Origin of the sequence: Pseudotabrizicola algicola, assembly GCF_010915705.1 — a bacterium.
GTDB lineage: Bacteria > Pseudomonadota > Alphaproteobacteria > Rhodobacterales > Rhodobacteraceae > Pseudotabrizicola > Pseudotabrizicola algicola.
This window is the reverse complement of sequence record NZ_JAAIKE010000002.1, coordinates 672,843-697,072: the sequence shown is the minus strand read 5'-3', so window position 1 is coordinate 697,072 and position 24,230 is coordinate 672,843. Positions and strand designations below refer to the sequence as shown.

The window sequence follows — 24,230 nt, the reverse complement described above, 5'->3', positions numbered from 1 at the left end:
ACCGCAGTCGGCAGCGCCCTTTGGCGATGCGGTTCGGCAGAATGGGAGCTTTGGCCAATGATCTTTGACACGCACCTGCATCTCGTGGATCGCAAGCGTCTGTCTTATCCGTGGTTGGAAGGCGCCCCGCACCTGAACAGAGACTGGACATACGACGAGTATGCCAAAAGCGCCGCGTGTATGGGCATCACTGACGCACTGCATATGGAAGTGGACGTTGCAGAGGTTGATATTGATGCCGAAACCGCCTTTGTGGCCGATCTGATGCAAAAGCCGGGCAGTCTGATCCGGGGCGCAATCTCGGCGGCGCGCCCAGAGTCCGACGCCTTCGTCCCGTGGCTGGAGCGTGTTGATCGAAGCGTCGTAAAGGGTGTGCGCCGCGTTCTGCATGTGGTGCCAGATGATGTCTCGCAGACCCCGTTGTTTCGCAAAAATATCGGCCGGCTTGGCAGGGCGGGATTGCCATTTGATATTGTGATGCTGGCGCGGCAACTGCCCTTGGCGCGCGCGCTTGTCGATGCCTGCCCCGAGACTGTCTTTGTGCTCGACCATTGCGGCGTGCCGGATATTGAGGGCGGCGCATTTGACCCGTGGGCGGCAGAGATCACCGAACTCGCGCGTCGGCCGCATGTGAACATCAAGCTTTCGGGCATCACCGCCTATACGGGCGGGGCCTGGACGTTTGGCACGATGCGACCGTGGGTTGCCCATGTGATTTCCACCTTTGGCCCCGCGCGGATTGTCTGGGGGTCGGATAGCCCCGTGTGCACCCTGCACTCCAATTTGCCGGAATGGGTTGCGGCAAGTCACGCCCTGTTGGCCGAACTCTCCGCCGAGGAGCGTGATGCGGTGTTTCAGGGTAACGCGCGCAGGATCTGGCAGATTTAGGCGCTTTCAACTGCTCAGCCGCGGCACAAAACGGCCTGGCAGGTGAACATCATGTGCCAAGGTGCCGTTCAGAACTTCAATCAGCTTTTGCGTCATCTGGGTGATCGGCTGGCGAAAGGTCGTCAGCGCATAGGCGGGAGAGGCCGAGAGCGGCACATCGTCAAATCCCGTTACCGCCACATCCTGCGGCACCCGCAGGCCCAGACGATAGCGCAGCGCATCCATTGCCCCGATGGCAAGAATATCGTTTTCGCAGACCAGCACATCGGGGCGGTCAATCGGGCTCGGGTCAGACATCAGTTGCACCACAGCGTCAATCGCGGGGCTGAAATCATAGGCGCTGGCGTGGATCGCAGGCACCGTGCTTCCCGTGCGCTGGTGCCAATAGTCGGTAAACGCAGTCTTGCGATGCAGCTTGGCAGACTGTGTGTCTGGCCCCGCCAGAAACACCGGACGCCGATAGCCGCGTTCCAGAACATGATCGGCGATCTGGCGCATGGCCTGCACATCATCACAGGCAATGGTCAGCGTGTTTGGGTTCTGGCTGTAGCGCGCAAAGATAACCAGCTTCTTGACTCGCCGCGCGCCAAGGGCGGTATCCAGTATCCGGTCGTCAAATCTCGTCCCGATGACCACGGCGGCATCTACCCTCCGCTGGCTCGCCGCAAGAAGGGCAGCCGAGGCGTCTTCACTGTCGGACATGTGGATCAGGAGTGTCGCCCATCCCGCCTCTGAAAGCAGTCGGGTCATACGCTCCAGCAGCACCAGTTTGTGAGGGTTGCTGAAGTCATTGGTGATGATGGCAACAAGATTGGACCGATCGGACGCCAAGGACGAAGCCAGCAGATCGGGCGCATAGCCCAGCGTTTCAGCTGCAGCCAGAACCCGCTCACGGGTCTTTTGCGAGATCGAGGCATCTTTCTTGAAGGCGCGCGCGACAGTCCAGCGCGACACGCCCGCCGCCTCTGCCACATCATCCGCCGTTATGCTGCCTGTCAGATCATCCATGCCGCAGGTTAACCCGTCGCCCTTGTCTCTGAAAGGGTTTTGAGCCGTGCCCCGTCATTTTTGCACGCGCGAGCGGAAATCTGTTGCTCGCGCGTGCACAAATGGGCAGATTGCGGTGAAAGAAATTCTGCGCGCGATTCGAGGGAGGATGCAGATGCTGAAGGTTGCGTTGCTGGGCGCTGGCCGTATTGGTCAGGTCCATGCCAAATCCATGACCGCCACCAGCGCAAGCCGCTTGGTCGCCGTGGCCGATGTGAACGCGCAGGCGGCGCAGGCTCTGGCGGCGCAGATCGGGGCCGAAGCGCGCAGCGTGGAGGATATTCTGGCCGATGCGTCGATTGATGCGGTGCTGATCGCCACGTCCACAGACACCCATTCCGACCTGATCACGCGGGCGACTGCGGCGGGCAAGGCGGTGCTGTGCGAAAAGCCGGTGGATCTGTCACTGGAGCGGGCGTTGAAAACACTGGCGGCGGTCGAAGCCAATGGCCGCCCGGTGATGATCGGGTTCAACCGCCGGTTTGATCCCAACTTTGCCGCACTGAAGGCGGCATTTGATGGGGGCGAGATTGGCGCGGGCGAACTCTTGTCGATCACCTCTTTCGATCCGGCACCGCCGCCGGTGTCTTATGTGAAGGTCTCGGGCGGGTTGTTCCGTGACATGATGATCCATGACTTTGACATGGCCTGCTGGATGTTTGGCGGCGCGCCCGCAAAGGTTACCGCGCATGGCGCGGCGCTGGTGGCCCCGGAAATCGGCGCGGCGGGCGATGTGGATACGGCGGCGGTGACGATGGTCTGGGCCGATGGGCGGATCGCCGTGATCAAGAACTCGCGCCGTGCCGGTTACGGCTATGACCAACGGATCGAGGTCCTTGGGTCCAAGGGCCTGCTGTCGGCGCGAAATGTGCTGGAAAACACGGTCGAGAAGATCACCACCGCGGGGGCCGTCAGCGCCAAACCCCTGCACTTCTTCCTCGAGCGTTACATGCGCGCCTATGAGGTAGAGTGGTCGGCGTTTCTGGAGGCGGTGACCACGGGTGCCACCATGCCGGTGACCTTGCGCGAAGGCGTGGCGGCGCTGGCCTGTGCCGAAGCCGCAACGCGGTCGCTGCACAGCGGCGAGACTGTGGCGATCACACCCGACATGCTGGGCTGACATTTGGCAACACGGCCCGTGCGGCGCAAGCCGCGCGGGGGCGGGGCTGGCGAAGGCCTCGAAACTGCGGCAGTCTTGGGGGGCGATGCGATGGGCAAAACGCTGGATGTGATTACCATTGGCCGGTCATCGGTGGATCTGTACGGCGCACAGATCGGTGGCCGGCTGGAGGACATGGGGTCTTTCGCCAAGTATATCGGCGGCAGCCCCACCAACATTGCCTGCGGCACCGCGCGGTTGGGGTTACGCTCGGCCGTCATCACCCGCGTCGGCGACGAGCATATGGGCCGTTTCATCCGCGAGCAGCTGGTGCGCGAAGGCGTGGATGTGCGCGGCGTGGCGACGGACCCGGAACGCCTGTCGGCGCTGGTCATCCTTGGTATTCGCGATGAGGACAGTTTCCCGCTGATCTTCTATCGCGAGAATTGCGCCGATATGGCTCTTTCCGAGGCGGATATCGACGAGGATTTCATCGCCGAGGCGCGCTGTGTGCTTGCCACCGGCACGCATCTGAGCCACCCGCGGACCGAAGCGGCGGTGCTGCGGGCGCTGGAACTGGCACGCAAGCACGGGGCGCAGACGGCGCTGGACATCGACTATCGCCCGAACCTTTGGGGCGTGGCGGGGCATGGCGATGGCGAAAGCCGGTTCGTGGAAAGCGCCGCCGTGACGGCCAAGCTGCAAAAGACACTGCATCTGTTCGATCTGATCGTCGGCACCGAGGAAGAGTTTCACATTGCGGGCGGCAGCACCGATACGCTGGCGGCCTTGCGCGCGGTGCGGGCGGTGTCGGGTGCCACGCTGATCTGCAAGCGCGGGGCCAAGGGCGCGGTGGCGATCACCGGGGCGATCCCGGCTACGCTGGACGAGGCCGAAAGTGGCCCCGGTTTCCCGATCGAGGTGTTCAATGTGCTGGGGGCAGGGGACGGGTTTTTCTCGGGCCTGCTGAAGGGCTGGCTGGACGGCGAATCTTGGCCGCGCGCGCTTGAATATGCCAATGCCTGCGGGGCCTTTGCGGTCAGCCGTCACGGCTGCACACCGGCCTATCCGTCGCTGACCGAGTTGAAGTTCTTTTTGCAGCGCGGAGTGCAGCGGCCCGATCTGCGCAACGATGCAGAGCTGGAGCAAATCCACTGGTCAACCAACCGGCACAGCCGGACGGCGGGTGATTGGTCCACCATGCGGGTCTTTGCCTTTGACCATCGCCTGCAACTGGAGGAGATGCCGGGCTATACGCTGGCCAAGGGCGGCGCGTTCAAGGAACTGTGCCTGCAAGCGGCTTTGCAGGTGAAGGGCGCGGGCGAAGGCTTTGGCATCTTGTGCGACAACCGGATCGGCAAGGCGGCGCTGCATGCGGCGAGCGGGTCGGGCCTGTGGATCGGTCGGCCTGCCGAATTGCCCGGATCGCGCCCCTTGCAGCTGGAGCCGGAACTGGGAAGCGACTGCGGCGGCCTTGGTGAATGGGCGCGCGAGAATGTGGTGAAGGTTCTGTGCTTTTGCCACCCAGATGACGATGCCGCCACCCGCGCGCAGCAAGAGGCGACGGTAAAGCGGCTGTTTGAAGCGGCGCGGCGTAACAATCTGGAATTCCTTTTGGAAGTGATCCCTTCCAAGGTGGGGCCGGTAGGGGTGGACACCACCGCCACGCTGATCCGGCAGTTCTATCAGGCGGGGATTTACCCCGATTGGTGGAAGCTGGAGCCGATGGCCGATGCGGCGGCTTGGGCGGCGGCGATTGCGGCGATTGAAGCGCATGACCGCCACACGCGCGGCATTGTGGTGCTTGGGCTGGATGCACCCGAAGCGACGTTGGCTGCCTCTTTTGCGGTGGCGGCGGCTTTCCCGCTGGTCAAGGGCTTTGCCGTGGGGCGCACGATCTTTGGCGATGCGGCGCGGGCATGGATGACCGACGCGATGACCGATGCGGAGGCGGTGGCGCAGATGGCAGCGCGATATGCGCGGCTGTGCGAAATCTGGGATGACGCGCGTGCGAAGGCGCGCCGGAGTGAGGGCTGAGACGATGGGCGGAACAGTACGGCTGACAGCGGCGCAGGCGATGGTGAAATGGCTTTCGGTGCAGATGACGCCGGAGGGAGAGCGGTTTATTGACGGCATCTGGGCGATTTTCGGCCACGGAAACGTCGCGGGCATCGGCGAGGCGCTGGAAGGCGCGCAAGACACATTTCCTACTTGGCGCGGGCAGAATGAACAGACGATGGCCCATGCCGCGATTGCTTTTGCCAAGGGACATGCGCGGCGGCGGGCGCAGGCGGTGACATCCTCGATCGGGCCGGGTGCGACGAATATGGTCACGGCGGCGGCTTTGGCGCATGTGAACCGCTTGCCCCTCCTTCTGATCCCCGGCGACGGCTTTGCCAACCGCCGCCCCGATCCGGTGTTGCAGCAGGTGGAGGATTTCGGCGACGGAACGATCTCGGCCAATGACTGCTTCCGCCCAGTGGTGCGCTATTTCGACCGGATCACACGGCCCGAGCAATTGCTGACGGCGCTGCCGCGTGCGTTGCGGGTGATGACCGATCCGGCGGAATGCGGGCCGGTGTGCCTGTCCTTCTGTCAGGATGTTCAGGCCGAAGGCTATGACTGGCCCGAGGCGTTCTTTGCGCCAAAGGTCTGGCACATTCGTCGCCCCGCGCCCGATGCGGCGGAACTGGCGCAAGCGGTGGCGATGATCAAGGCAGCCAAGGCACCCGTCTTGGTGTGCGGCGGCGGGGTGATTTTCTCGGGGGCCGAGCAGGCGCTGGCAGACTTCGCCACACGTCATAGCATTCCGCTGATCGAGACGCAGGCGGGCAAGTCGGCGCTGCCGCAGGCGCATCCGCTGAATTTTGGCGCGGCGGGTGTGGACGGCTCGGCAGCAGCCAATGCGGCAGCGGCGGCGGCCGATCTGGTGATCGCTGTGGGCACACGGTTGCAGGATTTCACGACCGGGTCGCGCACCCTATTTACCGCCCCGATCCTTGGCATCAATGTGCAGCCCTATGATGCGGCGAAGCATGGCGCGGCTTCGCTGGTGGCCGATGCGCGTGTCGCGCTCGAGGCGCTGGATGCCGCCTTGGGCGATCAGTCCTTCACAGCCGATACGCAGGCGCGGGCCGGTTGGCTGGCAGCGGTAGATGCGCATTGCGCCGCCCCGACAGAACCGGGCCTGCCCACCGACGCACAGGTGATCGGCGCAGTGCAGCGCGCATCGACGCCGGAAAGCATCGCGATGTGCGCGGCAGGCACGATGCCGGGGGCGCTTAAGCTGCTCTGGCAGGCATCGCAGGGCGGATACCATATGGAATATGGCTTTTCCTGCATGGGCTATGAAATTGCGGGCGCAATGGGCCTGAAGCTTGCCAAGCCAGAGCGCGAGGTTCTGTGCTTTGTGGGTGACGGCAGTTACATGATGGCCAACAGCGAATTGGCCACGGCGGTGATGCGGCGGGTGCCGTTCACGGTGATCTTGACCGACAATCGCGGCTATGGTTGCATCAACCGCTTGCAGCAGGGCTGTGGAGGCGCGCCGTTCAACAACCTGTATGTGAACAGCAATATCGAAGCCCAGCCCGAGATAGACTTTGTGGCCCATGCCCGCGCGATGGGGGCCCATGCGGTCAAGGCAGCAGATATACCCGACCTCGAGGCGCAGATCGCGGCGGCACGCGGAAGGGACATTCCCACCGTGATCGTGATCGACACCACCGCCGCGCAAGGCCCCGGCTTTGGCGAGGCGGGGCATTGGTGGGATGTGGCGGTGCCGGAAGTGGCGGGCAGCGAGAAAAAGCAACAGGCCTATGCGCGCTATCTGGACGCGCGCGCGGCGCAGACCCTGATCAACTGAGGCAGACATGATCCTTTATGGCACCAATCCGATTGCCTGGGCCAATGATGACGACCAGACCATCGGCGCGCATATCCCGACCGACCAAATCCTGCATGAGGCCGGGCGCATCATCGGTTTTGACGGGATCGAGAACGGCCACCGCTGGCCGAATGACCCGCAGGCGCTCAAGGCGCTCTTGGGGGAGTATGGGCTGCGGTTCATCTCGGGCTGGTATTCCACCGAACTGCTGGTCCGCTCGGTCGAGGACGAGATCGCGGCGGTGCAGCCGCATCTGGCCAAGCTGAAGGCCAACGATTGCAAGGTCTGCATCGTCTGCGAGACGTCGAATGCGGTGCATGGGGCCGATGCCCCGGTGAATGACCGGCCCCGGCTGACGGCAGCAGAGATGGTGGCCTTTGGTGCCAAGATCGAGGCGTTTGCCGCCTATCTGGCGGGGGAGGGCGTCACGCTGGTCTATCACCACCACATGGGCACCGTGGTGGAAAGCCCCGAAGAGATTGACGCTTTCATGGCGGCCACTGGCCCTGCGACGCATCTGCTCTTTGATGCAGGCCATTCCACCTTTGGCGGCGGTGATCCGGCGGCGGTGCTGGCGCGGCATGTCGGGCGGGTGGCGCATTTCCATGCCAAGAACATCCGCCGCGATGTCTGTGACCGGGTGCGGGCCGAGGGGCTTTCGTTCATTCAGGGCGTGTTGGCCGGGGCCTTTACCGTGCCGGGCGACCCGGAGGGCGCGATTGATTTCGTGCCGCTGTTGCGGCAGCTTGCGCAAGCGGGGTATCAAGGCTGGCTGGTGATCGAAGCCGAGCAAGACCCGCTGGTGCGCAACCCGCTGGACTATCAGTCGATGGGTCTGCGCGCTTTGAAAGCCGCGGCCGCCGAGGCGGGACTGGACCCTGCCGCAGCCTGACCGGAAAGGATACCCGATGCCCCCATTGTTGCGCCGCCCTTTTGGCACCCATGGCGAAGTTCACAGGATCACCCCGGCGGATGCCGGCTGGCGCTATGTCGGCTTTGCGTTGCATCGTCTGCGGGCGGGCGAGAAGGTGTCTGATGTGACAGGGGATCGCGAGGTGATCCTTGTCATGGTCGAAGGCAAGGCCACGATGCAGGCGGCGGGCACCGATTGGGGCGTGTTGGGTGATCGGATGGATGTGTTTGAAAAGACGCCGCCGCATTGTCTGTATGTGCCAAACGGTCAGGACTGGGCAGCCGAGGCGGTGACGGAGTGCACGATCGCCATCTGTTCGGCGCCGGGCAAGGGCGGCCATGCCGCCCGCCGAATCGGGCCCGAGGGCATCACGCTGACCCCGCGCGGCAAGGGGGCCAACACCCGCCACATCAACAACATCGCAATGGAGAACGAGGATTACTGCGACAGCCTGCTGGTGACGGAAGTATTCACGCCGGCAGGCAACTGGTCCAGCTATCCCAGTCACCGCCATGATGAGGATGATTTCCCCCGCATCACCTATCTGGAGGAAACCTATTACCACCGTCTGAACCCGGTGGACGGGTTCGCGGTGCAGCGGGTCTATACCGATGATGGCTCTTTGGACGAAACCATGGCGGTCAAGAACCATGATGTTGTGCTGGTGCCGCGCGGGCATCATCCCTGTGGCGCGCCATACGGGTTTGAGCTGTATTACCTGAACGTCATGGCTGGGCCGCGCCGCAACTGGCGCTTTGTGCCTGCCCCAGAGGTCGAGGCGATCGTCGCGCGCGACGCCTGATCGCGCGACATCCCGTGTCAGGCCAGGCGCGCAAGTTCTGCAGTCAGGGCAGCGATGACCATGGCATGATCCTCCGCCTGCGGCAAACCCGAGACCGTGACTGCTGCCACCACCCTTCCACCGCGCAGTCGCACGGGAACGCTGCCTCCGTGGATGGCAAAGTCGGCAAGCGGCAGGCCAAGCTCGGCTTGTGCGGTGCCCTTGATCTTGCACTTCAGTCCGACCGCATAAGAGGACGTATGGCAACGCAGCGTGACATTCGATTTGCGGCGCGCCCATTCGTCATTGTCCGGTGCCGAGCCGGGAAGCGCGGCATGAAACAGGGTGGCGTCAGGCGTCCGGATATCGATCACGATCGGCAGGGCCTTTGCCAAACCATCTGCGACCAGCGTCTGTCCAATCGACAAGGCCGTCATCTCGTCGAAATGTGGAAAGACGAGGGTCGCCTCGGTCTCGATGATCTGGTTCAGAAGATCGGTATCGGTCATGCTGGCCCTGCCTGTAAGACTGAACACAACCTATCAGCGCGGGTGACGGGTGCAACAGCGCCATTGGCATCACAGAGTAGATCACGGCAGAGGAGCTGGCCATGAACCGTATCGATGGAAAGATCGCCGTTGTCACTGGCGGCACGCAGGGGCTTGGCGCTGCTGTGGCACGCCAGTTTGCCAAGGCAGGTGCGGCCGGTATCGCGCTGGTCGGGCGGGGGCAGGACAAGGGCGAGCGTGTGGCCGCCGAGATCAGCGCCGCGCATGGCACCAAGGTGATTATGGTTCGCGCCGATTTGGGGATGATGGATGATGTCCGGGCCGTGATGCCGAAGGTCGATGCGGCCTTTGGACGAGTCGATATTCTTGTGAATGCGGCGGGTCTGACCGACCGCGCCAGCATACTGACCGCAGACCCCGAGCTTTTTGATCGCATGTTTGCTGTGAATGTGCGTGCGCCGTTCTTCCTCATGCAGGACGCCTGCAAGATCATGATCCGGGACGGGATCGAAGGGCGCATCGTCAACATAGGGTCCATGTCCGAACAGGCGGGCCAGCCTTTTCTGGCGCCCTATTCGGCATCGAAAGGCGCATTGGCGACGCTTACCCGGAATGCCGCCTTTGCTTTGATGCGCAACCGGATTCACATAAACCAGCTGGCAATCGGCTGGATGAATTCGGATCACGAACGCAAGCTGACGGAAGCGGAAACCGGTGATCCTGGCTTTATCGACCGCGCCGCGGCTGCCAAGCCTTTTGGCCGCATCCTTGACCCAGCCGAGGTGGCCAAGGCCGTGCTCTGGATGGCGAGCGACGATAGCGGCATGATGACCGGGGCGACGGTGAATTTCGACCAGTCGATCTGGGGCGCCTATGATGATGCGCCGGTGCCGTCAAAGGCGTTGTGACTCCAGCGAAAGGTGTTCCCGCGCAAAAGGTGCGGAACAAACAGCGCTGGCGGCGGGATGTCCGCGCCTTCTATGACGGCGCGAGCGGCAAGTTCGCCCATCTCGCGCAGCGGCACCTCAAAGGTGGTCAGCCGGGTTTGCAGCGCATGGCGATGCGAGGTGCCGTTGAACCCGATGACCGACACCTTCTCCGGCACTGCGATGCCCGCCGCAAACAGGGCGCGAAGGCCGCCGATGGCCATATCATCATTCAGATACTGGATGACTTCCGGTAACGGGCCCGTCTGCAGAAGCCGTTCCGTAAGGGTTTGACCGCCATGCGCGGTGCGTGGCAGGGCAGGGTCGGTCATCACGCGACACGGCAAGCCGGCGCGGTCCAGTCCGGCAACAAAGCCCTCTTTTCGGCGGTTGGCGCACAGGTCAAGTTGAAGCTGCGCGCCAATGTAGCAGGCACTTCTGAACCCTGCATCCAGACAAAGCTGTGCAGCGGCATTGCCTACGGCCAGATGCGACATTCCCACTGTTGCACCCGATCCGGGCGCGTCGCCATCCCAGAGTTTGACTGGGCGCAAGCAGCAGGTGCGCAGCAGGTGTGCCGTTTCATCGGTCTGAGGCAGGCCGCCCGAGACGATCAGCCCCGCAGGCTTCATCGACAGCATCATCCGGACAAGCCGCGCTTCATTCGCCGGATCGAAAAACGTCTCGCCGATCAGGCTGAAGAAACCGCGCGGGGTCAGCACCGCGTTGATGCCCGCGAGGACCTCGGAATAGACCTGATCACTGACCGAGGGGATCAGCACCCCCACCAAGGGGCTTGTCTGCGACGAGAGCGCCCCGGCAAGCAGGCTGGGCACATAGCCCATCGCTTCTGCGATCTGCGCCACGCGGTTGCGCGTGGCTGCGCTGATATGTCCGGTGCCGCGAAGCACCTTTGAAACCGTCATGCGGCTGACGCCCGCTGCCTCGGCCACATCTGAAATCGTGGCCGGACGGCGATCAGAATGGGATTGACTCATGGATTTGTTATCGATACCAATTTGGTTTAACGATAACCCAACCGCCGAAACGGTGCAAGTTCCGCGTCGGTGTTGGGGAGGGTCAGGGAGGAGCCGACCGTTGAAACGCCTTGTGTGGCACTTCTGGGCTGTCGTCGATCTGGTGATCGCGATTTTGTTGGCTGCGATGATCGCGCTGGTCTTTACCAACGTGGTTCTTCGTTACGGGTTCTCTTCGGGCATCAGGCAATCGGTAGAACTGGCGCGTCTGTGGTTTGTCTGGGTCGTAATGCTTGGTGCGGCAGTGGCGCTGCGGCGTGGCGAGCATCTGGCCGTGGCAGAGTTTTCCGAGGCGCTTTTCCCCCGCGCCGTGCCGTATCTGCGGCGCCTGTGCTGGCTCGTGGTGATCGTGGCGGTCGTCATGCTGTTCATTGGCGCGCTGAACCAGACCATGGCCAATTGGAACAACATCTCGCAGCTGACGGGCTTGCCGTCGGCGCTGTTCTATCTGGCGGGGGTCGTGTCGGCGGTCATGATGTGCGCCATAGCGATCATCCGCCTGATCGACCCCATGCAGACCGGTATCGCGCGGATGGAGCATTCCGAATGACCCTTGTTCTGTTTCTGGGTGTTCTCTTCGTCGCCATTCTTGCCGGATTGCCGGTCGCCTTTGCCCTGCTGTTGTCGTCCATGGCGCTGATGGTGCAACTCGGCACTTTCAGTCCCGACATTCTGGCACAGGGTTTGATCAACGGCGTCGACAGTTTTCCCCTCCTTGCGATCCCGTTCTTTCTGGTGGCGGGCGAGGTCATGTCAAAGGGCGGGCTGTCCGAACGGATTGTCCGGCTGGCGATGACGCTGGTCGGCCATCGGCGGGGCGGCCTTGGATATGTGGCGGTTTTAACGGCGATCGTGCTGGCGGGGCTCTCCGGCTCTGCCGTGGCGGACGCAGCGGCGCTGGTTTCCATCCTGTATCCGATGATGCGGAACGCGGGATATCCCGAAGGACGCAGCCTCGGCCTGCTTGCCTCGGGCGGGATCATCGCGCCCATCATTCCGCCATCGCTGCCGCTGATCCTGATTGGCGTCGCGGGTAACATCTCCATCGCCAAGCTGTTCATGGCCGGTATTGCGCCGGGTCTTATGATGGGCGTCACCCTGATGGTTGTCTGGACCTTGCTGATGCGCAAGGAGGACATCGAGACGCTGCCAAAGGCGAGCGGGGCGGAGCGCCTTGCCGCCCTGAAAGATGGCGTCTGGGCGCTTTTGCTACCGGTCATCATCATCGGGGGCATCCGGTCCGGCGTATTCACCCCGACCGAAGCGGCCGTAGTGGCGGCAGTTTATGCGATTGTTGTATCTGCCTTGGTCTATCGCACGCTGACGTTCCCTCTCCTTTTCGAGGTTCTGCTGGCGGCAGGCCGCGCCACGGCGATGGTGATGTTTCTTGTCGGCGCGGCGATGGTCGCGGCCTGGCTGATCACGGTCGCGCAATTGCCGCAGCAACTTGCGACCTTGCTCCAACCCCTCATCGACAGTCCACGCCTGTTGATGCTGGTCATCATGCTGATCGTGCTTGCAGTCGGCATGGTGATGGACCTGTCCCCGACCATTCTCATCCTTGTGCCGCTGCTGATGCCGGTGGTGAAGATGGCGGGCATCGACCCGGTGTACTTCGGGCTCATGTTTGTGATGAACTGCTCTATCGGGCTGCTCACCCCTCCTGTGGGGACCGTGCTGAATGTCATTTGCGGCGTGGGGAAGGTGCCGCTGAGTGTGGCCGTGCGGGGCATCTCGCCATTCCTTGCGGCCTATGTGGCACTGCTGAGCCTGTTCATCATTTTTCCGGAACTGATCACTGTTCCCGCCAAGTTTCTTGGCGGCTGAAAAAACCTAAAGGGAGGACGACACGATGAAACTTCTGAAAACGCTTGGCCTTGCATCGGCCTTTGCCCTTGCCGCGCTGTCGGCACAGGCGCAGACCAATCTGAAACTGGCACATGCCGCACCCGATACGGATTTGCAGCAGACGCTGTCGGTCTTCTTTAAAGAGCAGGTCGAGGCGCGCACCAATGGGTCCGTCACGGTCACCATTTTTCCGCAAGGCCAGCTTGGCAATGATGCTGCGATGATTGATGGTGCCCGGTCCGGGATCATCGACATTGCGATGTCGGGCCTGAACAACTTCTCGGGGTTGGTGCCTGCGGCAGGGGCGTTTGAATTGCCCTTCATCTTCCCGACGCGTGAAGTGGCCTATACCGTTCTGGACGGCGAAGTCGGTCAGGGCATCGCGGGCGAATTCACCCAGCACGGGCTGAAAGTTCTGGGCTTTCCGGAAAACGGCTATCGCAACATGTCGAACAATCGGGGCCCGATCAAGGTGCCAGGCGATCTGGCAGGGCTGAACATGCGGGTGAACAACTCCAAGGCGCTGAATGATATGTTCGCAGCACTTGGTGCCAACCCGCTGCAACTGCCGGTGGCTGAGCTTTACACCGCGCTGGAAACCGGCGTCGTCGATGCACAAGACCACCCGATCGGCATCGTCGTTTCGTTCAAGTTCAACGAAGTGCAGAAGTATCTGAGCCTGACGCAGCACGCCTATTCTGCACTGGCGCTTGTCATGAACGATGCCAAGTTCAACAGCCTGACCGCAGACGAGCAGAAGGTGATCGTTGAAGTTGCTGCCGAAGCCATCGCCATGCAGCGCAAGGCCGTGCAGGAAAAGGAAGCCGGCATGATCGAAGAACTGAAAGCTGCTGGGATGGAAGTAAACGATGACGTCGATGCGGCAGCATTCCAGGCATCGGTCAAGCCGGTATGGGATGGCTTCATCGCAGCGAACGGCGATGCAGTGGTGAACGCCATCATGGCTGCTCAGCAGTAAGAAGTCTTTTGCCGGAGAACATCGAGGGAAGGGGGCGAGTTATCGCCCCCTTTTTGTATGCCTCAGCCGGTGGACTGGCGCAGCATAAGTTCGGGGGAAATGGCGATCTTGGCGGCGGCGTCTTGCTTGCCATCAAGGACATCAAGGATAAGGGCTGCGGTTCTGGCACCGATATCGCGGGGAAAAGGGTTGATCGTGGTCAGCGCAGGAACAGAGATTTCGGCGATTTCATAGTCACCAAAGCCGGCGATCCACAACCTGCCCGGCACATCGACGCCCCGTCTTTGACATTCGGTCAGCGCGCCAAAGGCTGACAGGTCCGACACGCAGATCACCGCTTCGGTATCGGGCAGCGTTTCCAGCAGGCGCGCCATTGCCTCGGCCCCCTCGCGCATCGAGATCGGTGGCACACCGGCGGCGATCAAGCGGCTGGCGTCAAGCCCATGCGCCTGCATCGCCGCAACAAAGCCGTTGCGACGGTCTGCGCCGCGCGTGTCACGCGTGGTATCGCCGCCGATGAAGGCGATGCGCGTCAGCCCTTTTGCCACGAAATGATCCACCATGCCGCGCACGGCCTGCGCATTCGAAAAACCGATCACATGGCCGATGGGTTTGTCGGGCAGGTCCCATGTTTCAATCACCGGTATCCCTGCGTTTTCAAGCATCCGCCTTGCCCTTGGGGTATGGCGGCCACCCGTCACCACAATCGCTTCGGGGCGGCGGCGTAGGAACTGTTCGATCAGCCGCTCTTCTTCGGCCATGTCATAATCGGTATAGCCCAGCAGAATTTGCAACCCGCGCGGCTTGAGCCCTTCGGACAACCCGCGCACGGTATCGGCAAAGTTTGCGTTGTTGATCGACGGGATGGTGACGGCAATGAAATCGGTGCGCTGTGAGCGCAGGTTGGACGCGGTGCTGTCAAACACATAGCCCAGATCATCGGCGGCCTTGAGGATGGCCTGCCGTGTCGCCTCGCTCACAGAACTGTCGGTCTTGAACGCGCGGCTGACCGTCATGGGCGACACGCCCGCGCGGCGGGCGACATCGGCCATGGTCAGGGTTTTGCGCGAGGTGTTCATTTCACTTTGGTATCGTTACCCAAATAGAAAATCCAGCGTGCAGTTTCGCCCTAGCTGGGCGCAAAGCTGTGGGCGGTGGTGACATGGTGATGGATCCGCCCGTTGAAGAACCGCGCCAGCACAGCTTCGGTCGCGGCACGGCCTTCGAGCCGGATGGGGTTGACCAGAAACGCCTCTACCGTGGCCATATCCGGCCAGTCGATGGCAAGGATCAGCGGAAACTCGGGGGCGCCCTCGTCGCGGTCCTCGCCAAAGGTGACATGCACGGCAAGAGCGCCGGGAAAGCGGCGCCACACCGGCACCACCTCGGCCAGAATGGCGGCGCGGAAGGCTTCGGTCTGGCCGGGATGCACCTGACCTTCAAACAGCGCGTAGCGGGTGATCATTGGGGCAGTTCCTTGTTGGGGCCCTTGAAGAATTCCATCAGGGCGGCCTGATCTTCACCGCCCAGACCGGCGGCGGTCAGCATGCGGTGGATCTCGGCGCAAAGCGCCGTCAGCGGCATCGATGTATGCGTCAGGCGCGCCAGATCGGCGGCGCCGTTCAGGTCCTTCACCATGTTGTCGATGCGCCCTGTGCGACGGTAATCGCGACTGGCAAAGCGGGGCATGTATTCCTGCAAGATGGCCGAGTCGGCGCGGCCACCCTTGAGCGCCTTGGGGATCATCGCGACATCGACGCCTGCGGCTTCGGCCAGTGCCGTCGCTTCGGCCACCGCCATGAAGCCCAACCCGCACAGAACCTGATTGATCAACTTGGTGGTCTGGCCCGCGCCCGCCTCGCCCATGCGGGTTTGGTTCGAGGCGACATGCGCCAGAATCTCCTGCGCTGCCGCCACCGCTTCGGGTGCGCCGCCCTGCATCAGGGTCAGTTCTCCGGTAGCCGCCTTGGGGATGCCGCCCGATAGCGGGCTGTCTACCCAGTGCAGGCCCTTTGCTGCGGCATCGGCGGCAAGTGCCTTGGTCGACTCCGGGTCGATTGAAGACATGTCGATGATCAGCGTGCCGGGAGCCGCGCCCGTCGCCACGCCATTCGCGCCGAACACCGCCGCGCGCACGATATGGGCCGCGTTCAGCGACAGGATCACCGCGCGCGCATTGCGCGCCGCATCGGCAGCCGAGGCCGCGGCGGTGGCCCCGGCGGTGACGAGCGGGGCGATCTTTGCCGGATCAAGATCAAAGACCACAAGTGGCGTTCCGGTGGCCACCAGGCGCGCGCCGATGGCCCCGCCCATCGCCCCCGCGCCGATGAGTGCGATTGTGTCTGTCATGGTCAGCTTCCTTGCAGATGGGGGAGGAGGGAGTCGATCAGCGCAGGCAAAGGCTGATCAATCGAGACGGCAAGCGCCTCATCCGGGCCGGGGACTTCCAGTGCGGCGAATTGGCTGTCGAGAAGGCTGGGTGGCATGTAGTGCCCGCTGCGCGCGGCCATGCGGGCGGCGATCACCGCGCGGCTGCCTGTCAGGTGCACAAAGCGCACAGGCCCGCCCGCGCCCGCGCGCAGACGGTCGCGGTAGATCCTGCGCAGGGCCGAGCATCCGACGATCACCGGCGCCTCCTCGGCCAGCACTTGGGCCACACGGTCCAGCCACGGCCAGCGGTCCTCATCAGTCAGCGGGATGCCGGCGCGCATTTTCTCGACATTCGCGGCGGGGTGCAGATCGTCACCGTCGCGGTAGGGGATGCCAAGCCGGGCTGCCAGACCTTCGCCCACCGAAGATTTGCCGCAGCCCGATACCCCCATGATGATAAGCCGCAAGGTCATAGCGAGGCCGTTATGCCGCCGTCGACGTAAAGGATATGGCCGTTCACAAAACTGGCGGCGTCGGATGCAAGGAAGATGCAGGCACCCTGCAATTCCTCGACATTCCCCCAGCGTCCGGCAGGAGTGCGCTTTTCCAGCCAAGCGCTGAAGGCGGGGTCCGCGACCAGCGCTGCGTTCAGCGGCGTGTCGAAATAGCCCGGCGCGATGGCGTTGCAGTTCAGCCCGTATCTGGCCCAATCGGTTGCCATGCCTTTGGTCAGGTTCCCGACCGCGCCCTTGGTGGCTGTATAGGGGGCGATGCCGGGGCGGGCGAGGGCGGTTTGCACCGAGGCGATGTTGATGATGTGGCCGCGCTTGCGGGCAATCATATGGCGGGCGACCGCTTGGCCCACGTGGAAGACACTCGCGATATTGGTCTGCAAAAGGCGTTCAAAGGCGTCGGCGGGGAAATCTTCCAACGGTGTGCGATGCTGCATGCCTGCATTGTTCACAAGAATGTCGATCTGCTTGCCGCCGGCCTCGAAGGCATCGACCGCGGCGCGGACGGCGTTGTGATCGGTCGCGTCAAAGGCCAGCGTTTCGGCACCCGGAATGCGCGCTGCCGCCTCGGCCAGTTTGCCCGCATCACGTCCGTTCAGCACCACTTGCGCGCCTGCGGCGCTCAGCCCTTGGGCCAGGGCAAAGCCGATGCCCTGCGACGACCCGGTGATCAGTGCCCGCCGCCCGGTCAGGTCGAAAAGCTGGTGTCCCACGTTCAGATTCCTTTCAGTTCGCTCTCGACAAGCGTGGTCTCTCCTGTTTATGTTATCGTTAACATAAACTGTCAAGCCGGGATCGGATAGACAATGACAAAGCCCCATATCCTGCAAGTCGGCCCATACCCTGAATGGGATCAGGTGCCGCTGGATGCAAGTTTTCACATGCACCGCTATTTCGAAGCCACCGACAAGGCTGCGTTTCTGGCCGAGGTCGGTCCGCAGATCAAGGGAATCGCCACGCGGGGCGAGCTGGGTGCCAATGCCGCGATGATCGCGGCCTGCCCGCAGCTTGAGGTGATCAGCGTTTATGGCGTGGGCTATGACGCAGTGGACTTGGAGGCCGCGCGGGCCCGCGGCATCAAGGTGACCAACACGCCGGATGTGCTGACCAATGACGTGGCCGATCTCGGGGTCGCGATGATGCTGGTGCAGTCGCGCGGCATGATCGGGGCGGAAACATGGGTGCGCGACGGGTCTTGGGCGGCAAAGGGCCTGTATCCGTTGCAGCGCCGCGTCTGGGGCAAGCGCGCCGGGGTTCTGGGTCTTGGCCGCATCGGGTATGAGGTTGCAAAACGGCTGGCCGGCTTCGATATGCAGATTGCCTATTCCGATGTCGGGGCAAAGGACTATGCCAAGGATTGGGAGTATATCGCGGACCCTGTGGCACTGGCCGCGCGGTCGGATTTCCTGTTCGTGACGCTGGCGGCATCGGCGGCCACGCGGCACATCGTGGGGGCAAAGGTGATCGAGGCACTTGGGCCGCAAGGCATGTTGATTAACATCTCGCGCGCGTCGAACATCGACGAAGAGGCGCTGCTGGCGGCACTGGAAAGCGGCGCGCTGGGGTCTGCCGCGCTCGATGTGTTTGAAGGCGAGCCAAAGCTGAACCCACGGTTCCTGAGCCTGCCGAATGTGCTGGTCCAGCCGCATCATGCCAGCGGCACCTATGAAACGCGGCAGGCGATGGGCAAGCTGGTGCGTGACAACCTGACCGCGCATTTCGCCGGACAGCCCTTGCTGACGCAGGTGGCATGATGCGCGCGATTGTCATTCATGCGGCCAAGGATCTGCGGGTCGAGGATCGTCCGGTCGAACAGCCGGGTGCAGGGCAGGTGCGCCTGCGGTTGGCCACGGGGGGCGTGTGCGGGTCTGATCTGCATTACTATCACCACGGCGGCTTTGGCACGGTGCGTCTGCGCGAGCCGATGATTCTCGGCCATGAGGTTTCGGCCTATGTCGACGCCGTCGGATCGGGGGTGACGGATTTCACGACGGGGCAACTGGTTGCGGTGTCGCCAAGCCGTCCTTGTGGCGCGTGCAAGTTCTGCCTTGAAGGGCTTCCGAACCAGTGTCTGAACATGCGCTTTTATGGCAGCGCGATGCCTTTTCCTCACATTCAGGGCGCGTTCCGCGAGAGCCTTGTCGCTGACGCCAGCCAATGCGTCGATGCCACCGGGCTTACGGCCGGAGAGGCCGCGATGGCGGAACCTTTGGCGGTGACGCTGCACGCCACAAAACGTGCGGGCGACATGCTGGGCAAGCGGGTGCTGGTCGCCGGTTGCGGGCCGATTGGCGTGCTGTCGATCCTTGCCGCACGTCGGGCGGGCGCTGCCGAGATCGTGGCGACCGATCTGTCGGATTTCACGCTTGCCCTTGCGCGCAAGGCCGGGGCGGACCGGGTGATCAACACCGCGAAAGACCCCGATGCGCTTTCGGCCTACAACGCCGACAAGGGCAGCTTTGACGTGCTTTACGAATGCACCGGCGTGGCTGCTGCACTGGCCGGCGGCATCGCCGCGATGCGCCCTCGCGGGGTAATCCTGCAACTGGGCCTTGGCGGCGATATGAGCCTGCCGATGATGGCCGTAACCGCCAAGGAGTTGGACCTGCGCGGGTCGTTCCGCTTTCACGCGGAATTTGCGGTGGGCGTGGGCCTGATGCAAAAGGGGTTGATAGACGTGAAGCCCCTGATCACGCATACAGTGGCACTGGATCAGGCCGAGACTGCGTTCAAGCTCGCGTCCGACAGAACGCAGGCGATGAAGGCGCAGATCGTGTTTTCTGAATAGGGCAGGGCCCCTTTCCGAAGGGGCCAGCCAGAACCGGGCAACAGGGAGCGGCCCCATGTCATTCTTTGAAATCCATGATCCGGCCTTTGGCAGCTTTGTCATGGGCAATGCACCGGTCAAGCGGCTTGCCACCGGGTTCGATTGGGTGGAAGGCCCGGTCTGGTTCGGTGACATGGAGTGCTTGCTGTTTTCCGACATCCCGAACAATCGCATCCTGCGCTGGACCGAGAATGGGGTGACCACGTTCCGTGCGCCGTCGGATTATGCCAACGGCCACACCCGCGACCGGAAGGGGCGGCTGATCAGTTGCGAACACGGGTTGCGGCGGGTGACACGCACCGAATGGGATGGCACCATCACGGTGCTGGCCGACAGTTTTGACGGCAAGCCTCTGAACAGCCCCAATGATGTGATCGTGGCACGCGATGGCAGCATCTGGTTCAGCGATCCGCATTACGGGATCATGACCGATTACGAAGGGTTCCGCGCCGAGCAGGAACTGCCCTGCGCGGTCTATCGCATCGACCCTGCGGGCGGGATTGCGGCTGTGATCACCGATATGGCCTGCCCGAATGGGCTGGCCTTCAGCCCGGACGAATCCTTGCTGTATGTGGCTGACACCGGGCGGATGTTCAGCGCCGATCCGCAGCACATCCGGGTTTATGACATGGTGGATGGTCGGCCCGCGAACGGGCGGCTGTTTCACACGATCAGCCCCGGTTGTGCGGACGGCATCCGGGTGGATACGGATGGCAACCTGTGGTCCTCGGCCGCCGACGGGGTGCATTGCATCGCACCCGACGGGCATCTGATGGGCAAGATCCATGTGCCGGAACTGGTGTCCAACATCTGCTTTGGCGGACGGGCCAAGCACCGGCTGTTCATCACCGCCACGACAAGCGTGTATTCGGTGATCCTGAACCGCAGGGGCGTGCAGAGCCCGTAAGCCTTAGCCGGTTTCCCCCGGTTCCAGCCGGGTGGGGATGACAGTAACCTCTGGCCCGCCCTCACCCTTCAGCCGCGCGACAAGCGCCTCGGCCGCGGCTTTGCCAATGGCGGTGGTCGGCACGATGGTGGTGGTCAGGCGGCGCGGCAGGATCGATGCAGCTTCCATTCCTCCCCAGCCCGCAATGCCAAGGTCTTCCGGCACCCTGATGCCGCGTGACTGGGCATAGGCCAGCCCGCCAATCGCCATTTCATCATTGTGGAAATAGACCACATCCAGCCGCGGTTGACGGCTCAGCAGCGTTTCAAGCCCGTAATACCCCGCATAAAACCCTGGCATGTCGTGCAAAACCTCGCTTGCCACCAGCGGATGGCCCGCGCGGGCAAGGGTGGATTGGAACCCTTCCAGCCGTGCCGCGCCCATCACATCGGCGCGGGCCAATGCGCCCACATAACCCGCCCGACGCCGCCCGCGTCGCAGCAGGAACTGGGCCATTTCCGCGCCGCAATCCACATGCGAAAAGCCGACCGACAGATCGATCGGGCTGGTGGTCAGATCCCAGATCTCGACCACAGGGCCGGTTGCTTCACGCAGCAGATCGACCGTTCCCGGCGTGTGTATCCGCCCCGAGAGAATGAAACCCGCCGGACGCCATGCAATCACCTGCCGGATCCAAGCCTCTTCTTCCTCGGCGGAATGGTTGTTGGCCCCGATCATCAGCTGATAGCCAAGGCGGGACAGGGCACGGTCGACCCCGTCTAGCACATGGCCAAACAGCCCCGAGGTGAGGCGGGGCACGCACATGCCCACCAGTGTGCTGGCCTGGTCGGACCCGAAGGCGGCAGCCAGCCGATTCGGCACATATCCCATGCGCTGCGCGATGGTCATCACCCTGTCGCGCGTTTCGGCGGAAAATCCAGTGCCACCCCGCAAAACACGGCTGACCGTCATCTTCGAGACGCCGGCAGCCAGGGCGATGTCTTCGAGATTGGCTTTCATGCCCGGGTTCCTTTCGGCCCGTGCGCACGGGCGACCATGTTATCGTTAACTTTGCGCTTGACAGGTAGGGGGTGGCAAGTCCATCAAGTCTTACGTTACCGGTAAACCTGGCGCAAGATCAGCTCAAAACCGGTTTCTGCTCAGGGAGGGGGTAAATATGGAACCGTCACCGGACGGCCTGTTTTTCGACCGCATTGTAAAAAGCTTTGGCGGCACGCGCGCTTTGAAGGGTGTTTCCCTGACGGTGGGTCGCGGGGAAATCGTGGCGCTCCTTGGCGAAAACGGCGCGGGCAAATCCACCCTGATAAAGGTGCTGGGTGGCATTCATCGTCCTGATGAGGGCGATGTGCGGATCGATGGCGTGCCTTATGCCCATGAGGCAGGCAAGGCCGGTGGGCAGAAGGTTGCCTTCATCCATCAGGACCTCGGCTTGATCGAATGGATGAGCGTCGCCGAAAATATTGCATTGGCGCTGGGCTATGTGCGCCGTGGTCGCCGCATTGACTGGCCCGCCACAGAGGCGGCTGCCGATGCGGCCCTCCGTCTGGTCGAGGCTGATTTCGCCGCCACAGCGCGCGTCGCCAGCCTGACGCGCACGCAAAAATCCTTGGTCGCAATCGCACGCGCTCTGGCGGCCCATTGCGATTTTCTGGTGCTGGATGAACCAACCGCAAGTTTGCCCGCCGACGAGGTGGAGCGCCTGTTTGCGGCGCTTCGCCCGCTCAAGCGGCGCGGGGTGGGGATGATCTATGTCAGCCATCGGCTGGACGAGGTCTTTCGCATCGCTGATCGGGTCGCGGTGCTGCGCGATGGGCAGATGGTGGGCATGCGTCCGATCAGCCATACCACGCCGGATGAACTGGTCAGCCTGATTGTGGGGCGCAAGGCGCGGGAAATTGCGCGTCCTCCGGTGCAAGACGGGCCTGCTATCCTGAGTGTTCAGGGCCTTGCTACCCCTGTCGTGGGGCCGGTCAGCTTTGTCATCAAGCGTGGCGAGTTGCTTGGCTTGGCCGGACTGCGCGGTGCAGGGCATGAAGATATCGGTCGCGCGCTGTTCGGCGTCATTCCCCATGCGGGCCGGATCATGCTGGACGGGCAAGCGCCCGATCTGCGCAACGCACAGACCGCGATGACATCGGGCATCGGATTTGTCGCACGCGACCGTATCGGGGAAAGCGTCGCCCCCGGTCTGACAATCCGTGAAAACGCCTTTCTGAATCCCTCGGCCACGGGGCGCAAGCTGCTGTCCATGCTGTCGCCCGCCCGAGAGGAGGAGATGGCAAAGACGTTGGGGGGACGTGTGGGGCTGTCTCCCAACGACCCGACACTCGCCATCGAGGCGCTGTCCGGGGGTAACCAGCAAAAGGTGGTTTTCGGGCGTTGGCTCGATGCGCAGCGTCGCCTGCTGATCACCGAAGACCCGACCGCCGGCGTCGATGTGGGGGCGAAGGCCGAGATTTATCATCTGCTTTACCAAGCTTTGGCTAGCGGCATGGGCGTGCTGGTTGTCTCTACCGATTTTGAGGAAATCGCCGCCATCTGCCACCGCGCCATCGTGTTCAGCCGCGGCATGCCTGTTGCCGAATTGTCTGGTGTCGAACTGTCCACCGAATCCCTCATCCAGGCCGCATCGGCCGGTGAAGCCGCCTGAGGAGCAAATCATGCCCGGAATTGAGTCTAATGCCGTAGAACCGACCCGAGACGAACTGCGCGGACTGCCTCCCTTGCGCAAGGCGCTGCGGCTGGCACCGACCTATGGCTTGGTCATCCTGATGCTGGGATTGGTGCTGCTGTTCTCGCTTCTGTTGCCGAACACCTTTCCCACGCTTTTGAACGTGCGCTCGATCCTTAGCGACAAGGCGATCATCGCGCTTCTGGCTTTGGCCGCGATGATTCCGATGGTGGCGGGTCGCATCGATCTGACTGTGGGGTATGGCATCGTGCTGTGGCACATCCTCGCCATCAGCTTGCAAACGCTCTATGGTCTGCCTTGGCCTGTTGCCGTGGGCATCGTTCTGGTCCTTGGCATCGTCACCGGGGCGCTGAACGGGCTTTTGGTGGAAGTGGCGCGGATCGACAGCTTTATCGCGACGCTGGGCACGGGAACGGTGCTTTACGCGCTGGCCCTGTGGCACACGGGCGGGCGGCAGATGGTTGGGGCCTTGCCGGATGCCTTCTACGCGATCAATGGCACCTTTGTTCTCGGTCTGCCCATCACAGCTTTCTACGTTCTGGCAATCACGCTCGCCCTGTGGATCATCCTCGAATACACGCCGACGGGCCGGTATCTTTACGCCATCGGCGCGAACCAGCGCGCGGCGGAGCTTAATGGCATTCCGACCCGGAAGTTCGTGATCGGCGCCTTTGTGTCATCGGGGGCGCTGACTGCCTTGGCAGGTGTTTTGCTAGCGTCGAAGTTGCGGATCGGTCAGGCAAGTGTGGGGCTGGAGTTCTTGTTGCCTGCGCTTGTCGGCGCGTTTCTCGGGTCGACCACAATCAAACCCGGCCGTGTGAATGTTTGGGGCACGATTGTGGCGGTGCTGATCCTTGCCGTGGGGATCTCGGGCATCCAGCAGTTCGGCGGCAGTTTCTGGGTCGAACCACTTTTCAACGGCACAACCCTTTTGATCGCGATCGGCATTGCCGGATACGCGCAACGAAAAAAGGGCTCGAACACCAAATGATCAGCAAAATATCGGGAG

24 protein-coding genes are annotated in these 24,230 nt (G+C 62.8%); 15 read left to right on the top strand and 9 right to left on the bottom strand.

What is annotated here, in order from left to right; translation table 11 throughout:
• The first annotated feature begins 57 nt into the window (after nucleotides 1-57).
• Nucleotides 58-888, top strand: a complete 831-nt coding sequence (locus G3572_RS09875) for an amidohydrolase family protein (protein ID WP_164611244.1) — start codon at nucleotides 58-60, stop codon at nucleotides 886-888.
• Nucleotides 889-894: 6 nt separating this feature from the next.
• Here G3572_RS09875 and G3572_RS09870 read toward each other — a convergent pair whose 3' ends face one another.
• Entirely contained in the window at nucleotides 895-1,896 is a 1,002-nt protein-coding gene (locus G3572_RS09870; RefSeq protein ID WP_164611242.1) for a LacI family DNA-binding transcriptional regulator, read from the bottom strand.
• Nucleotides 1,897-2,032: 136 nt separating this feature from the next.
• Between G3572_RS09870 and iolG the strand changes: the two genes are divergently transcribed.
• The 5 genes from iolG (at nucleotide 2,033) to iolB (ending at nucleotide 8,635) form a co-directional block, all read left to right on the top strand.
• Nucleotides 2,033-3,055 carry an inositol 2-dehydrogenase gene (gene iolG, locus G3572_RS09865; RefSeq protein WP_435530970.1) on the top strand — a complete coding sequence of 341 codons (1,023 nt, stop codon included), beginning with the start codon at nucleotides 2,033-2,035 and terminating at the stop codon, nucleotides 3,053-3,055.
• 90 nt (nucleotides 3,056-3,145) lie between these two features.
• Nucleotides 3,146-5,071, top strand: a complete 1,926-nt coding sequence (locus tag G3572_RS09860) for a bifunctional 5-dehydro-2-deoxygluconokinase/5-dehydro-2-deoxyphosphogluconate aldolase (RefSeq protein ID WP_164611238.1) — start codon at nucleotides 3,146-3,148, stop codon at nucleotides 5,069-5,071.
• A gap of 4 nt (nucleotides 5,072-5,075) precedes the next feature.
• Nucleotides 5,076-6,899, top strand: a complete 1,824-nt coding sequence (gene iolD, locus G3572_RS09855) for a 3D-(3,5/4)-trihydroxycyclohexane-1,2-dione acylhydrolase (decyclizing) (RefSeq protein ID WP_164611346.1) — start codon at nucleotides 5,076-5,078, stop codon at nucleotides 6,897-6,899.
• Nucleotides 6,900-6,906: 7 nt separating this feature from the next.
• Nucleotides 6,907-7,812 carry a myo-inosose-2 dehydratase gene (iolE, locus tag G3572_RS09850; protein ID WP_164611236.1) on the top strand — a complete coding sequence of 302 codons (906 nt, stop codon included), beginning with the start codon at nucleotides 6,907-6,909 and terminating at the stop codon, nucleotides 7,810-7,812.
• A gap of 16 nt (nucleotides 7,813-7,828) precedes the next feature.
• Complete coding sequence (gene iolB / locus G3572_RS09845) at nucleotides 7,829-8,635, top strand: 5-deoxy-glucuronate isomerase (protein WP_164611234.1); 807 nt, start codon at nucleotides 7,829-7,831, stop codon at nucleotides 8,633-8,635.
• A 17-nt stretch (nucleotides 8,636-8,652) separates the two neighbouring features.
• Here the strand turns inward: iolB and G3572_RS09840 are convergent, their stop codons facing one another.
• Entirely contained in the window at nucleotides 8,653-9,123 is a 471-nt protein-coding gene (locus tag G3572_RS09840; RefSeq protein ID WP_164611232.1) for a heme-degrading domain-containing protein, read from the bottom strand.
• 101 nt (nucleotides 9,124-9,224) lie between these two features.
• On the opposite strand from G3572_RS09840, the gene G3572_RS09835 reads away from it, so the two are divergent.
• Nucleotides 9,225-10,031, top strand: coding sequence for an SDR family oxidoreductase (locus tag G3572_RS09835; RefSeq protein WP_164611230.1), 807 nt, complete (start codon nucleotides 9,225-9,227; stop codon nucleotides 10,029-10,031).
• Here the strand turns inward: G3572_RS09835 and G3572_RS09830 are convergent.
• On the bottom strand, nucleotides 9,995-11,047 hold the full coding sequence (locus tag G3572_RS09830) for a LacI family DNA-binding transcriptional regulator (RefSeq protein WP_164611228.1): 1,053 nt from the start codon (nucleotides 11,045-11,047) through the stop codon (nucleotides 9,995-9,997). The two genes, G3572_RS09835 and G3572_RS09830, sit on opposite strands and share 37 nt — an antisense overlap.
• A gap of 100 nt (nucleotides 11,048-11,147) precedes the next feature.
• On the opposite strand from G3572_RS09830, the gene G3572_RS09825 reads away from it, so the two are divergent.
• From G3572_RS09825 to G3572_RS09815, 3 genes are read left to right on the top strand one after another with little or no spacing between them, the layout of a single operon-like run.
• Nucleotides 11,148-11,636 carry a TRAP transporter small permease gene (locus G3572_RS09825; protein ID WP_240335476.1) on the top strand — a complete coding sequence of 163 codons (489 nt, stop codon included), beginning with the start codon at nucleotides 11,148-11,150 and terminating at the stop codon, nucleotides 11,634-11,636.
• Nucleotides 11,633-12,913 (top strand): TRAP transporter large permease subunit, encoded by a 1,281-nt coding sequence (locus tag G3572_RS09820; RefSeq protein ID WP_164611223.1) that lies wholly within the window; start codon nucleotides 11,633-11,635, stop codon nucleotides 12,911-12,913. The genes G3572_RS09825 and G3572_RS09820 overlap by 4 nt, the downstream gene beginning before the upstream one ends.
• Before the next feature lie 25 nt (nucleotides 12,914-12,938).
• A complete protein-coding gene (locus tag G3572_RS09815; RefSeq protein WP_164611221.1) occupies nucleotides 12,939-13,913 on the top strand; it encodes a TRAP transporter substrate-binding protein in 975 nt (324 codons plus the stop codon).
• 62 nt (nucleotides 13,914-13,975) lie between these two features.
• Here the strand turns inward: G3572_RS09815 and G3572_RS09810 are convergent, their stop codons facing one another.
• Genes G3572_RS09810 through G3572_RS09790 form a run of 5 tightly spaced genes read right to left on the bottom strand, consistent with a single transcriptional unit; the run spans nucleotide 13,976 to nucleotide 17,508 of the window.
• Entirely contained in the window at nucleotides 13,976-14,992 is a 1,017-nt protein-coding gene (locus G3572_RS09810) for a LacI family DNA-binding transcriptional regulator (protein ID WP_164611219.1), read from the bottom strand.
• Nucleotides 14,993-15,042: 50 nt separating this feature from the next.
• Nucleotides 15,043-15,378 carry a hypothetical protein gene (locus tag G3572_RS09805; protein WP_164611217.1) on the bottom strand — a complete coding sequence of 112 codons (336 nt, stop codon included), beginning with the start codon at nucleotides 15,376-15,378 and terminating at the stop codon, nucleotides 15,043-15,045.
• Nucleotides 15,375-16,262 carry an NAD(P)-dependent oxidoreductase gene (locus G3572_RS09800; protein ID WP_164611215.1) on the bottom strand — a complete coding sequence of 296 codons (888 nt, stop codon included), beginning with the start codon at nucleotides 16,260-16,262 and terminating at the stop codon, nucleotides 15,375-15,377. Before G3572_RS09800 ends, G3572_RS09805 begins: the two co-directional genes overlap by 4 nt.
• A gap of 2 nt (nucleotides 16,263-16,264) precedes the next feature.
• Nucleotides 16,265-16,756, bottom strand: coding sequence for a gluconokinase (locus tag G3572_RS09795; protein WP_164611212.1), 492 nt, complete (start codon nucleotides 16,754-16,756; stop codon nucleotides 16,265-16,267).
• Nucleotides 16,753-17,508 carry an SDR family oxidoreductase gene (locus tag G3572_RS09790; RefSeq protein ID WP_164611210.1) on the bottom strand — a complete coding sequence of 252 codons (756 nt, stop codon included), beginning with the start codon at nucleotides 17,506-17,508 and terminating at the stop codon, nucleotides 16,753-16,755. Before G3572_RS09790 ends, G3572_RS09795 begins: the two co-directional genes overlap by 4 nt.
• Before the next feature lie 93 nt (nucleotides 17,509-17,601).
• Between G3572_RS09790 and G3572_RS09785 the strand changes: the two genes are divergently transcribed.
• Genes G3572_RS09785 through G3572_RS09775 form a run of 3 tightly spaced genes read left to right on the top strand, consistent with a single transcriptional unit; the run spans nucleotide 17,602 to nucleotide 20,529 of the window.
• Nucleotides 17,602-18,549 carry a 2-hydroxyacid dehydrogenase gene (locus tag G3572_RS09785; protein WP_164611208.1) on the top strand — a complete coding sequence of 316 codons (948 nt, stop codon included), beginning with the start codon at nucleotides 17,602-17,604 and terminating at the stop codon, nucleotides 18,547-18,549.
• Entirely contained in the window at nucleotides 18,549-19,583 is a 1,035-nt protein-coding gene (locus G3572_RS09780) for an L-idonate 5-dehydrogenase (protein ID WP_164611344.1), read from the top strand. Before G3572_RS09785 ends, G3572_RS09780 begins: the two co-directional genes overlap by 1 nt.
• 55 nt (nucleotides 19,584-19,638) lie before the next feature.
• Nucleotides 19,639-20,529, top strand: coding sequence for an SMP-30/gluconolactonase/LRE family protein (locus tag G3572_RS09775; protein WP_164611206.1), 891 nt, complete (start codon nucleotides 19,639-19,641; stop codon nucleotides 20,527-20,529).
• A gap of 3 nt (nucleotides 20,530-20,532) precedes the next feature.
• Here the strand turns inward: G3572_RS09775 and G3572_RS09770 are convergent, their stop codons facing one another.
• Complete coding sequence (locus tag G3572_RS09770) at nucleotides 20,533-21,528, bottom strand: LacI family DNA-binding transcriptional regulator (RefSeq protein ID WP_164611205.1); 996 nt, start codon at nucleotides 21,526-21,528, stop codon at nucleotides 20,533-20,535.
• A 157-nt stretch (nucleotides 21,529-21,685) separates the two neighbouring features.
• Between G3572_RS09770 and G3572_RS09765 the strand changes: the two genes are divergently transcribed.
• Nucleotides 21,686-23,179 (top strand): sugar ABC transporter ATP-binding protein, encoded by a 1,494-nt coding sequence (locus G3572_RS09765; RefSeq protein WP_164611203.1) that lies wholly within the window; start codon nucleotides 21,686-21,688, stop codon nucleotides 23,177-23,179.
• 10 nt (nucleotides 23,180-23,189) lie between these two features.
• Nucleotides 23,190-24,212: an ABC transporter permease gene (locus G3572_RS09760; RefSeq protein ID WP_164611201.1), complete on the top strand. Its 1,023-nt coding sequence runs from the start codon at nucleotides 23,190-23,192 to the stop codon at nucleotides 24,210-24,212.
• Nucleotides 24,213-24,230: the final 18 nt, after the last annotated feature.